The sequence below is a fragment of the Plesiocystis pacifica SIR-1 genome (assembly GCF_000170895.1).
Taxonomy (GTDB): domain Bacteria; phylum Myxococcota_A; class Polyangia; order Nannocystales; family Nannocystaceae; genus Plesiocystis; species Plesiocystis pacifica.
Window position 1 is genome coordinate 45,962 of record NZ_ABCS01000064.1, and the last position, 12,395, is coordinate 58,356.

Here is a 12,395-nt window from a genome sequence, read left to right on the forward strand (position 1 = left end):
CGGCGGACACCCCAGCTCCCTCTCAGCGCGGGACCTGCTCCGCGATGGCCTGCGCCCAGGTCTCGAGGCCCTCGAGCACGGAGCTCAGCTCCTCTCCCGAGCGCGCGAGCGTACCCAGCTCGACCTCGAGCAGATCCTTGGCCTTGCGCAGGCGCCCGCGGATCGTCCCCTCGGGGGCCTCGAACACCACCGCGAGCTCGCGGGCCTTGAGCTTCTCCCAGTAGTAGAGCTCGAGGATCATCTGGGAGTCGAGGGGCAGGCGCTGCAGACCCGCGACGAGCAGCCGCTGCTCCCGCGCGAGCTCGAAGGCCGTGCTGATCCCGGCCCCGAGATCGGCCACGGAGCTGTCGCCGATCGGGGCTTCGCGCCGACGCTGGCGGCTGCGCTCGTAGGCCCACTGGCGCAGGACGTTGCGCGCGATGGACAGCAGCCAGGTCTTGACGTTGGCCTCGCCGCGGTAGCGCGCGACGCCCTCGAGGGCGCCCGTGAAGCTGCGCTGGACCAGATCTTCGACCTCGTGCTGCTGCCCGACCTTGGTGGCGAAGAACAGATAGAGGCTGCGAAAGTGGCGGGACAGCAGCTCCCCCGCCGCCGTCCGGTCTCCCCCGCGCCAGGCCTCGAGCAGCGCGCTATCGTCAGCCTTCACCCCTGCAACATAACAAAGGCTCCCAGGAGTGGCTGCTCTTGGCGACGCTGTTCTGGGCGCGAAAGCAGGTCTTGGCCGGGACGATATTCGCCCGGGCGCTGCGCTCTTCGAACAGGATCACGGTGCGCATCGGTCATCCGAAGGCCCAATCTTGAAGAGCGGCAACCCCGCCCTCACTGGTGCCCATGGCCGGGCCCACGGCCCCGAAAAAAAGTTGAGCTCGATGTAGGTGGACACCACGGTCGAGGGTTTCGCCACTCGTGCTTGGGGCCGAGGCAGGTTCTGGCCTGGTCGCGCGGTCGTGGCGGCGTAGCGGGGCCGTGGAGACGTCGAGTTTCCGTTCCCGGCAACCTCCCAGGCGGGGCGGCGTACACTGCCAACGCGATGACTACCCCCGGCGCCCCCAAGGCTCCCCGAGCCACCCTCGTGGAGGGGGACATCCGCAAGGCGCTGACCAGCCTGGCGGCGCCCATGTCTCTGGGGATCGTGTTTCTGATCGCCCTGAACCTCGTCGACACCTACTACGTGGGCCAGCTCGGCACCGACGAGCTCGCGGCGATCAGCTTCACCTTCCCGATCATCATGGTGGTGATGAGCGCGACCATGGGCCTGGGCGTGGGCACGACCTCGGCCATCGCCCGGGCGATCGGGGGCGGAGACGAGCGCAAGGTCCGACGCCTGACCACCCATGCGCTGGGTCTGGCCCTGGCCATGGTCGCGACCCTCTCGGGCCTGGGCCTGCTGACCCAGCGCGTGGTGTTCGGCCTGCTCGGAGCCGAGGGGCCGATCCTCGAGCTGGTGCTCGAGTACATGACGGTGTGGTTCGCGGGCGCGGCCTTCCTGGTCATCCCGATGCTCGGCTCCGGGGCGATCCGGGCGACCGGGGACGCGCGCACGCCGATGTTCATCATGATGGGCGCTGCGATCGTCAACGGCATCCTCGACCCGATCTTCATCTTCGGCTGGGGCCCGGTCCCGGCCATGGGCCTGCGCGGGGCCGCCATCGCCACCTTGTGCGCTCGGGTCACCACGCTGATCGCCGCGCTGTGGGTCCTGGGCCCGCGGCTGAACATGCTCGACCTGCACTGGCCGACCCGCGCGGAGCTCATGGACTCGTGGCGCTCGATCCTCAGCGTCGGCATCCCGGCGGCGGCGACCAACATGCTCGCGCCCGTGGCCACCGGCGCGCTCACGGCCCTCATCGCCACCCAGGGCAAGGCCGCGATCGCAGCCTGGGGCGTGGGCTCGCGCCTCGAGGGCCTGGTGCTCATCGCCCCCATGGCCCTGAGCGCGGCGCTGACCCCCTTCATCGGGCAAAACTGGGGGGCGCACCACAAGGACCGGGTGGCCGAGGCGCTCAAGATCTGCCGGCGCTTCGTGCTGCTGTGGGGCGCGGGGGCGTGGGTGTTCCTGCTGCTGCTCGGCGACACCATGGCGGGCTTGTTCTCCGACGACCCGGAGGTCCACGAGGTGCTCGGGCTGTTCTTTTGGATCATCCCGGCGACCTACGGGGCTCACGCCGTCGTCAGTGTGGTCAGCGCGACCTTCAACGCCATCGATCGGGCCGTGCGCTCGACGCTGATCTCGGCCATGCGCAGCTTGTTGCTGGCCATCCCCCTGGCCTACGTGGGCAGCCAGATCGCGGACCTGGCCGGCATCTTCGCGGGCGTGGCGACGGCCACGGTGCTGACCGCCCTGATCGCCAACTTCTGGGCGCGGGACCTCTACCAGGGCGCCGAGGCGGTCCACGAAGAGGACTCGCCGCTGCGGGCGGGCGAGGCCGTGGCCGTGAGCGCGGCGGTGCCCCGCGCCTCGGAGTCGCTCATCGCCGTGCGCGCGGACGTGTCCGCGGTGCTCGATCGCTTCGTCGATGGGGCGAGCGCGCTCCCGGGTCTGCACGTGGCCAAGACCCGGGGCAACGCGCTGGGCTTCTTTTGCGGTGGGGGTCGGGAGATCGGCCACATCCACCGGGGGGGTCAGCTCGACCTGCGCTTTCCGCCGGTGGTGCTCGAGCAGCTCGAGCGCGAGGGGCGGGTCGAGCACCACCGCCACGTCGACGACGGGGGCTGGGTGACCAAGGACCTCGACGCCGAGGGGGACATCCCAGCGGCGCTCGAGCTCCTGCGCCTGGGCATGCGCTTGTCGGCGGTCTACGGGCGGGTGCGCGCGGGGGAAGAGCCCGAGGTCGAGGGCCTGCTCGACGGCTTGGAGCTGTCCCAGGAGCTGCGCGGGGCGGTCTCCGACGTCGTCGAGGGCTGGCACGCCCGGGGTCTGGTCCGCGCCCGTTCCGCGAGTTGATCCAAAGTCGGTCGCGGCGCGGGGGGTCGATCCGCTACGCTGGAGCGGTGAGCGCTAGGGACGGCGCTGGCGGGCCCTCCACTGGATATTTGGAGGAGCTCGCACAAACGAGCTCGCTGCGCGTCGGTCGTTGCGGGCCGCTGGTGATCTTCGCGTGGTCCGACCAGCCCATGCGCCGGGACATGGATCTGGTCGACCGCTATCTCGACGAGACCGTCGAGCGCTACCCCGCGGGCCTGTGCACCCTGGCGCTGCTGCGCAGCGTCGGCGCGCTGGTCTCTCCCGACGCCGACAACCGCGAGCGGGCCAAGGCCCAGTTTCGCCGCTACGACCCGCACACCCGGGCCAACGCCGTGGTCATCGACATCGACGGCATCGCCGGGCGGACCGTCCGCGTGTTCATGTCGGCGGTCCTGATGATGGCCCGGGCCAGGGCGCCCACGACGGTGTGCGAGGACTTCGACGCGGGCTTTGACGCCATCTTGAACGCGCCGGGCCAGGACCGCGAGCTGGTCGACGTGCGCGAGGGGCTGCGTCGTGAAGCGCGCGCGTGGTGGGGGGAGCGGCCCAGCTGAGTCGTGGACGTGGGGCAGGGAGGGCGTGGCGTCGTCCACGACGGCTAAAATAGTCAGAGACTGTGATTTACTCACAGTCTCTGAGTCGTGGACGTGGGGCAGGGAGGGCGTGGCGTCGTCCACGACGGCTAAAATAGTCAGAGACTGTGATTTACTCACAGTCTCTGAGTCGTGGACGTGGGGCAGGGAGGGCGTGGCGTCGTCCACGACGGCTAAAATAGGCAGAGGGTCGGGCAAAACTCGTTTTGGCCGACCCTCTGAGTACCCCCGCGGGCGCCCGTGTTCAGGGTCACGGGCAAAGCTTGCGTGGAACTTGTGGATTGTGGCGGCGTACGCCATCCATGAGTCATGGGTCTTCGAGCCACAATCGCGTCGGCGTCGCAATCGGGCATGCGCCTGAGCGCGGAGCCCTTCGTCGTCAAGCTCGACGGGCACCTGACCCGGGCCCAGCTCGACGAGACCCTCGGGACCCTCGGGGAGCAGATCGCCAGCGTCGGCCTGGCGACGGTGATCCTCGACTGCTCCGAGATGGGCGGCTACGACCTGGACGCTCGCCACGCCTTCGTCGACTGGAACAAGCGCTGGCGCGACCAAGTGGTCCGCGTGGCGATCGTGACCGACAACCGCCTCTACCACGTCGTCGTGGCCACGATGTCGCTCGCCGCCGGGCAGGCCATGAAGGCCTTCTCCAGCCGCAGCGAAGCCGAGACCTGGGCGCGCACGGGTCTTTAGCGCAGCCCTCGGGGACGCCTGGCGATCCCGCGGGCCCGCGGTTTAGTCTGGGCCGGCCGTGGCCAAGCCCGAACCCCTGTCCGTCGACGACGCCCTCGATCGCCTCGTCAATCAGTTCTCGGACTCGATGGCCTTCTTCCGCGAGCTGATTCAAAACTCGCTGGACGCAGGCTCGCAGGAGGTCGAGATCGACTTCGTCCACGAGGGCGGGAAGCTCGTGGTCCACGTCAACGACTGGGGCGCGGGCATGAACCGCGAGATCATCGACACCCGCCTGACCCGGCTGTTCTCGTCGAGCAAGGACGGCGACCGGACCAAGATCGGCAAGTTCGGCATCGGCTTCGTGTCGGTGTTTGCGATCGAGCCCGAGGCGGTGTGCATCGACACCGGGCGGGCCGGCGAGCACTGGCGCATCGTGTTCGACGAGCGCCGCCGCTTTCAGCTCGTGCGCCTCGACCAGCCCGTCGAGGGCACGCAGATCCGCATCTTCAAGCAGATGGATCGCCGGGCCTTCAACCGCTTCCGCGAGCGGGCCGCGGAGGTCATCGCCTACTGGTGCCGCCACGTCCGCGGCGACGTGCGGGTCGAGGGCGAGCTGATCAACGAGCCCTTCGCCCTCGACGTGCCGATCTCGGCGGAGGCCAAGCTCGTCGACGGCGAGCACATCATCGTCGGCCACCGCGACGACGGGGCCAGCTTCGCGGGCTTTTACAACCGCGGCCTGACCCTGTGCGAGCAGGAGATGATCCCCGGGGTCGCGTTCAAGGCCGACTCGCCCAAGCTCGAGCACACCCTGACCCGCGACGACGTCATCCGCGAGGCGGGCTTCGAGCGGCTCATGCGCTCGGTCCGCGAGCTCGTGGCGACCAAGCTGTGCGCGGCGGTGTTCGAGGCCCTGCGCGACGCCGTGGTCAAGCGCGCGGGCGCGACGGGGCCGTCCGCGGCGGCGCTGCCGGAGCTGTCCGAGGACGACGCGTGGGTGCTCGCCTACTTGTGGCGCTGCGCGGCGGTCCACGAGAAGTCCCCGGCCAAGCTCGCCGAAGGTTGCGCGGCCATGCCGGTGTTCGTCAGCCCTGGCGGGCAGACCTGGACTCTCGAAGACCTGCGCCGCCCGGCCAAGCGCGAGGTCGTGGTTGCGACGCGGCGCTCGGAGCTGACGGTCAAGCTCGAGGCCGAGGGCCACCTGGTGGTCTGGCTGCCGCGGGTGCGGGAGGACAAGGGCAAGGGGAGCTCGCCTGCGTGGGCGGCCGCGTACGCGGCGGGGCGGGCCCTGCTCGAGCGCGTCGCGCCCACGGTCGTCGACGTCGAGGCCTGGTGCACGGCGCTGCCGCCCCGGAACAGCGAGGAGGCCCAGCGCTGGCAGATCCTCGCCGCCCAGGTCGCGCGCTTGCTCGACACCTGGGGGGCCAAGGTCGGCGGGGTCCGCCTGGGTCACCTCGACTACGCCGGGTCCGCGGTCCGCGAGGCCGTGGCGATTACCCAGGCGCAGTTCGGCGAGCTGACCCGGAGCGAGGACTGCGGCGAGCTCGGCCGCGGCCTGTTCGCCAGCCGCCGGGTCGTGGTCCTCAACGCCGACCACCCGAGCGTGCGGACCATCGCCGCCCTGGCCGTCGACGAGCCCGAGCTCGGGGCCTACATGGCGGTCAAGGCCTTCTTCCTGGGCAGGCAGCTCGACGCGGAGACCGACGAAGCCCTGCTGGTCGCGACCCACGCGGCCCGAGAACGCCGACGGGTCCGCTCGGCCGGGGCGCGGGAGGTGACGCCATGAGCGAGCTGATGGCGGACCTGCTCGGCGCGGGCGAGGTCGAGGGACGCGGCGGCTTTAGCATCGACGCCGAGAAGGCGCGGGAGAAGCTGCGCCAGTACCAGCTGGCCAACCCCCGGGACTACGTGCTCTTGCTCGTCGAGGCCGCGGTCCTGGCCGGGGCCGAGGCGCTGGCCTTCGAGATCGACAGCGACGACGTGCACCTGCGCTTTTCCGCCGAGCCCTTCGACCAGAGCTGGCTCGAGAACATCTACGGGGCGCTGTTCGTGGACCCGGCCGAGGTCGCCGCGGAGGCCCTCGAGTCCCTGCGCGCCGCCCAGCAGCTGGCCTTCGCGGTCAACTCGGCCATGGCCCTCAACCCGCGCTGGCTGCGGGTCCAGAGCGTGGGCGGCGACGGCGAGGGCACCCTGCTCGAGCTGCGCCCGGACGCCGAGGACCGCGTCGAGGCGCTCAGCGGGGCCGAGCCCGGGACCCACATCCACGTCCGCGATCGCTTCCGGCCCGGGCTGGTGATCGAGTTCTTCCGCCACATGCGGGGCAACATCGCCGAGGCCACGATCCTGCGCGAGGCCTGCCGGTGGTCGCGGACGCCGGTGAGCATCAACGGCGATCGCATCTCCGATCCCCAGGCCTTCGTCCGCGGCCGAGACAGCGCCGGGGCGGTCCAGCGGGCGCCCGTCGTGCTCGACGGCGAGGTCGTCGGCGAGGTCTACCTGGGCCTGTGCGTCGAGGGCACCCGCGAGCTGGCCCCGCCCAAGGTCCACCTCCTGGCCAACGGCGTGTCCGTGGAGACCGAGGAGCTCGACGGCTGCGTCGAGGGCTTCGGCGCCCTGGTCGACGCCCGGCCCCTGCGCCGCGACGTGTCCCAGACCCGGCTGCTGCGCGACGACGCCTTCGAGGCGGTGCTCGGCGCCGTGGTCGAGGCCCACGATCAGCTCCTCGCCCGCCTGGTCAGCGCGTGGGTCGACGGGAGCGCGGGCGTCGATCCGCCCGAGTGGTTGGAGGCGGCCTGCTTCGATTGGTGGCGGCGCCGGGGCTACCGGCGCTCGCAGCTGCGCAAGCTCCTCGACAGCGACGAGCTGTTCGCGGCCATCGCCCGCGCGCCGATCTGGCCGGCCGTGGGCGCCAAGGCGCTGAGCACCGAGGCCCTGATCCGCTCGCGCTGGCCGGTGCGCTTTTCCAGCCAAGACTTCGAGTTCGCGCCCCTCGACGTGCCCTTCGTGGTCTACGCCGACGGCGAGACCGAGCGCCTGCTCGAGCACATGTTCGGCTCGCAGTGCGACGACTACACCGAGGTCCTCGCCCGGGAGCAGGCGCGCCAGCTCAAGCGCCTCGAGTTCATGTCCCGGACCCACTTCGCGGAGCTCCCGGACGTGCGCTACTGGGTCACCCACGCCATCGAGGGCAGCCTGCCCGCGCGCAAAGAGGAGGGGCAAGAAAAGGGGCGAGGAGTCGCCGGCCACGCGATCCGTGGCGAGGTCGGCTTTTTGCCCGGCAGCGGCGACAGCTGGGTCCGGCTGGTGACCCAGGGCTGCCTGCTCGACGAGATCACCCTCGAGGAGGGGCTGCCGGGCATGCGCGCCGTGGTCTCGACCCGCCTGGTGCCCGCGCCGACCTACGATCGCGCCGAGCCGGATCTGGACCTGGGCCGGGCGCTCGTCGCCGTGCTCGCGGGTATCGAGGCGGCCGTGGCCAAGCTCGCCGCGAGCTTTCGCGGCCAGTCCGTCCCCGCCGAGATCCGCAAGCTGCTCCAGCTCTACATCGAGCGCGCGGCCGAGTCGGACTACGAGCGCGCCTTCCTCGACGCCTTCGGGCTCAGCCGCAGCCAGGCGCGGCGCTCCCTGTCGCGCAGCCGCGACCTCGCCACCCGGCCAGACTGGAAGCTCGGGGGCGCGCCCGAGGACTACCACCCGCTGGCCCACGTGCCCTTGTTCCGCAAGCTCGAGCGCGGGCGCGAGGGCTTCGTCAGCGTCGCGGAGCTGGTGGCCGAGCGCGAGGCGGGCCGGCGCGTGGCCTGGCTCCCGGATGGCGCGGTGATGACCGCGTCCATGGCGGCCTCCATCGAGCACCCCGTGGTGATCCTGACCAAGGCCGAGCGCGAGCAGCTGCGCCCGCTGGTCGGCGACAGGTCCCTCGAGTCCTTCCTGCCCCAGCTGACGGCTCTGCGTCGGCGGCAGGCGTTCCTGGACCGACCTTCGACCACGCCGACGCTCGGCAGCACGTTGATCGAGGTCCCCTTCGCCGTGGCGCGAGAGGGCGCGGGGGGCAGCGCGGGGCAGGGGGCGATCCCGGGCGCGCTCGGGCTGCGCCGCTTCGACCTCGAGTCCGCCGTGCGCGGCGACATGGCCGTGTCGGTGGTCATCGCCGGGCGCGAGCTGGCGAGCTTCGACCTGGTCATGCCCCTGCCGGGCCTGCGCATGTGGATCCAGGGCGACCTGCACCACACCCAGACCGGGCTGCTGCGGGTGCGCGAGGACTGGTCCGGCCTCCACGACGCGGGGGGCCTGCGCGTGCCGGTGTTTGGGGCCCTCGTCGAGCTGGTCGAGAAGCTGTGCGGGCGCCTGAGCGCCTCGCCCCAGGACGCGGTGGAGTGCGAGTGGTGGCTGGCGCTCATGGTCCCCGCCCTGGTCCTGGGTCGGGGCGGCCTGCATCGCCTGTTCCTGGAGCTGCGCCGCGAGCGGGGCCTCGAGGCCGCGTGCGCCGAGCTCATGGCCTTGCTCGCCCTGCTCGAGCGCTACCCCGAGCGGGACCTCGAGCGCGTGGCCAAGCGCCTGCGCAAGCGCAGCGAGGGCGGGGAGACCCCGGGCGCCGCGGCGATCGAGGCGGCCCTCAAGCGCCCGACGGCGCGGGTCAGCCCCGAGGAGCGGGCCCTCGCGCTGCTGCGTCAGGGCCTGGTCCCGGCGACCGCGCGGATCCTCGAGCTGCCCGTGCTGCGCGGCTTCGTCAACGGCCGCTGCGAGCGTCAGCGGCGCTGGAGCCTGAGCCAGATCATCGACCACGTCGCCAGCGACGAGCCCCTGGCCTGGGTGTCCGACACCTTCATCATGCGCGACCCGCCGACGGTCGACTTTGCGATCGTGGCCCTGAGCGCCGTCGAGCTGCGCTTGCTCGAGCGCATCTTCGACGTCCGCGCCCTCGACGAGGTCTCGGACTGGCTCGAGGGGCGGTCCAAGTTCGAGCGCCGGGCTCGGGTCCACGACCGCAGCGTGCCGCGGCGCAGGACCCTCAACGTGCTGCCCATCGACGGCCGCCTCGGCAAGCTCGGGCCGTGGCCGGCGGTGCGCGGCGAGGTCGGGCTGGTCTGGGACGAGCGCCAGACCCGGACCGAGGTCTGCGTCTACACCGAGGGCCGCGAGGTCTCGACCTTCACGCTCCAAGAGGACCTGGTCCCGCTCAGCGTGGCCATCGAGATCGACGACCTCGAGCTCAACGACGAGCACGACGCCCCGAGCCAGGACGACTACCGGCGCATCGTCGAGCTCGTGCGCGGGTGGCAGACCAAGCTGATCGACTCGCTGGCGCTGACCTACGACGAGCTGGCCAAGACCGAGCGGGCCAACGCGGCGGCCCTGGTCCGTCGGCTGCTGCGTCGCTGGCCCCCGGGCTCGGGCAGCTACCGCTCCAAGTCCAGCCGCGACCGTCGACGCTTCGAGGCCCTCGCCGCGTTGCCGGCCTTCCCCGGGGCGCGGCGGCCCTGGTCCGCCGACGAGCTGGCCGAGGCCGCGGCCGCGGGGCCCATCCAGACCCTCGAGTATCGCGTCAGCCAGGAGCTCCCCGACGGCCCGGTGGTCGTCCTCGAGCGGCCGGACATCGAGCCGTGCCTGCGCGCCCTGTTTGGGCGGACCGTGGATCTGAGCGCGGTCTTGGCTCGGCGCCGGGCGGCGGCGATGCGCAAGCAAAACGCGGCGGAGCTGGCCCTCGAGCCGCCCCGCGAGGCGCTGGCCGAGCTGGCCGTCGAAGAGGCGGGGCTGCGCGGTTGGCTGGCCATCGTCCCCGGGCGCAACGTCATCGCCGTGGGCGAGGACGGCAAGCGGGTCCAGGTCGTCGAGCTGCCCGGCAACCTCCCGGCGTGCGGCTCGATCTGGTCGGCGTCGGCGAAGGCCATCCACATCGACGAGGACTGGAAGCGCGCGACCTGGACCAAGCTGCAGCGGCGCACCCTGGCCGCACGCGCCTTCGAGCTGTGGGTGGGGTTGGCCGAGGGCTACCGCGAGCTGCTCGACTCGCCGCCCATCGACTCCCCCGGGCGCCGGCGCTTCGCCGCGACGCGTCGGACCCTGCGCGACCTGTTCCTGCGCCTGCACATGCGCGAGGGCAGGGCCTACCAGCGCCGGGTCAAGAAGCGGAAGGGCCCGGCGAACACCGACCAGGAGCTCTACGCCCGCTGCCTCGACCTGCCCCTGCTCGAGCTCAGCAACGGCCGGTGGATCTCGGCCGAGACCGCGGCGCGGGAGCGGCCCATCGAGCTCGCCGAGCTCGAGCTGTGGCGCGGGCCCTCGGCCGAGGAGATGGCCGAGCAGCGGGCCCGGGAGGCGCGGGAGGCCGAGCGTCGACGCGAGGAGGCCAAGCGCCGTCGTGAGCAGCGCGAGCGCTACGAGGCCGAGCGCCGCCGGGAGCTCGAGCGCGCCCGCCAGCGCGAGGCCAAGCGCAAGCGGCAGGCCCGGGAGGCGGCGGCCAAGGAGGCCAAGCGCCAGCGCGAGCAGGCCAAAGAGCGGGCGCGGGAGCAGGCGGCGGCCAAGGAGGCCAAGCGCAAGGCCGAGCGCGCCCAAAAGAGCAAAGGCAAGGGCAAGCGAGGCCGTCGTCAGGCCGAGCCGCCGACCCCCGAGGCGCTCTTGCTCGAGGCCCTGCGCGCCGAGCTGCGCCTGGTCCGGGGCAAGCGCACGGGCTTGATCTCCGAGCGCCACCTCGAGTCCCTCGAGCTGCACGCCGACGGGGGCCGGCGCGCGCCCTTGTTCGCCCGGACCGAGGACGGCCCGCGGCTGAACACCGAGCACGCCCTGTTTGGCGCGGTGCTGGCGAGCTACGCCAGCGACCCCGGGGCGCTGACCCTGCTCGCGTCGTCGGCCTACACCTTCCTCAACATCGTCTATGCGGAGATCGAGGACGAGGACGAGGCCGAGTTCCTCCGCGCCCACGCGGCCTACGCCGAGACCAGCATGCGGGGCTAGTGCCCTGTCTCTGAAAAAGCTTCCAAAAGTCGAGCGCCTGTGATCTAAGCCTGAACATGGCACGCACGGGACGCCCGAAGGCTGAGTTGAAGCTGACCGAAGAAGAGCGCGAGCAGCTCGAGCGTTTTGCACGCCGGGCTCGAACGAACCGTGAACTGGCCCACCGAGCGAAGATCATTCTTGCCTGCGCCGAGGGGCACTCCAACGTCGACGTTGGCAGGAGGCTTCGGACTTCGGGCAAGACTGTCGGTAAGTGGCGTAGGCGCTTCATCGAAAAGCGCGCGGAGGGTCTGCTCAACGAGCCTCGCGTCGGAGCCCCTCGGACCTTCTCGGATGAGGACGTCGAAGAGGTCGTCGTCAAGACTCTCGAGACGAAGCCGAAGGGCCGGACCCATTGGAGTACACGGGAGATGGCGAAGCAAGCAGGTATGAGCCGGTCAACCGTTAGCCGAATCTGGCGTGCGTTCGGCCTTCAGCCTCATATCGTGCGGACATTCAAGTTTTCGAACGACCCACAGTTCGTCGAAAAAGTCCGCGACATCGTCGGACTCTACATGAACCCGCCCGAGAATGCGATCGTCCTCGCGGTCGACGAGAAGCCGCAGATCCAAGCGCTAGAGCGTGCTCAGCCCGTGCTGCCGATGGACTTCGGCATGCCCGAGCGGCAGACACACAACTACCTGCGCCACGGCACCCTCGACTTGTTCGCCGCGCTCAATGTCGCAACCGGCGAAGTCATCGCGCGGACCAAGAAGCGGCACCGAGCCAAGGACTTCGTTGACTTTCTCAGGACGCTCGACAAGCACGTCGAGGACGGACTCGAGGTCCATATCGTCCTCGACAACCTCTCGGCCCACAAGGCTCCCGAAGTACGGCGATGGCTCGTCCGCCATCCTCGCTTCCAGCTTCACTTCACGCCGACCTACTCGTCATGGCTCAACCTCGTCGAGCGCTTCTTCGGGCTTCTGACCGAGCGCGCGCTCAAACGTGGAACCTTCACCAGTGTGCCTGCGCTTCGCAAAGCCATCTGCGAGTACATCGAGGTCCACAACGAGGAGTACGGCCCTTTCAAGTGGACTAAGACTGCTGACGAGATCCTCGACTCCGTCAAGCGCTTCGGTCAGCGGACCACTCGAGTCCATGGACGGCTAACCAAGTGACCGGACTTTTGGAAGTTATCACTGAGACAGGGCACTAGTACTGGGTGTCCG

At 70.8% G+C, this 12,395-nt stretch carries 7 protein-coding genes; 6 read left to right on the forward strand and 1 reads right to left on the reverse strand.

Translation table 11 applies throughout. From position 1 onward, the window contains the following. Positions 1-22 precede the first annotated feature (22 nt). Positions 23-646 carry an RNA polymerase sigma factor gene (locus PPSIR1_RS27010; RefSeq protein ID WP_006974375.1) on the reverse strand — a complete coding sequence of 208 codons (624 nt, stop codon included), beginning with the start codon at positions 644-646 and terminating at the stop codon, positions 23-25. A 384-nt stretch (positions 647-1,030) separates the two neighbouring features. Here PPSIR1_RS27010 and PPSIR1_RS27015 point away from each other — a divergent pair, with 384 nt between their 5' ends. The 6 genes from PPSIR1_RS27015 to PPSIR1_RS27040 all read left to right on the forward strand — a co-directional run bounded on the left by PPSIR1_RS27015 (position 1,031) and on the right by PPSIR1_RS27040 (position 12,344). After that, positions 1,031-2,944 (forward strand): MATE family efflux transporter, encoded by a 1,914-nt coding sequence (locus tag PPSIR1_RS27015; RefSeq protein ID WP_086001733.1) that lies wholly within the window; start codon positions 1,031-1,033, stop codon positions 2,942-2,944. Positions 2,945-3,033: 89 nt separating this feature from the next. Further along, positions 3,034-3,519: a hypothetical protein gene (locus PPSIR1_RS27020; RefSeq protein WP_157596034.1), complete on the forward strand. Its 486-nt coding sequence runs from the start codon at positions 3,034-3,036 to the stop codon at positions 3,517-3,519. Between the two features lie 390 nt (positions 3,520-3,909). Beyond that, on the forward strand, positions 3,910-4,251 hold the full coding sequence (locus PPSIR1_RS27025; protein ID WP_006974378.1) for a SpoIIAA family protein: 342 nt from the start codon (positions 3,910-3,912) through the stop codon (positions 4,249-4,251). A gap of 58 nt (positions 4,252-4,309) precedes the next feature. After that, a complete protein-coding gene (locus tag PPSIR1_RS27030) occupies positions 4,310-6,019 on the forward strand; it encodes an ATP-binding protein (RefSeq protein WP_006974379.1) in 1,710 nt (569 codons plus the stop codon). Next, on the forward strand, positions 6,016-11,184 hold the full coding sequence (locus PPSIR1_RS43905) for a hypothetical protein (protein ID WP_006974380.1): 5,169 nt from the start codon (positions 6,016-6,018) through the stop codon (positions 11,182-11,184). The genes PPSIR1_RS27030 and PPSIR1_RS43905 overlap by 4 nt, the downstream gene beginning before the upstream one ends. A 56-nt stretch (positions 11,185-11,240) precedes the next feature. Then, the gene (locus PPSIR1_RS27040; RefSeq protein WP_006974381.1) at positions 11,241-12,344 is read left to right on the forward strand and encodes an IS630 family transposase; all 1,104 of its coding nucleotides are present in this window, start codon (positions 11,241-11,243) and stop codon (positions 12,342-12,344) included. The last annotated feature ends 51 nt before the right edge of the window (positions 12,345-12,395 follow it).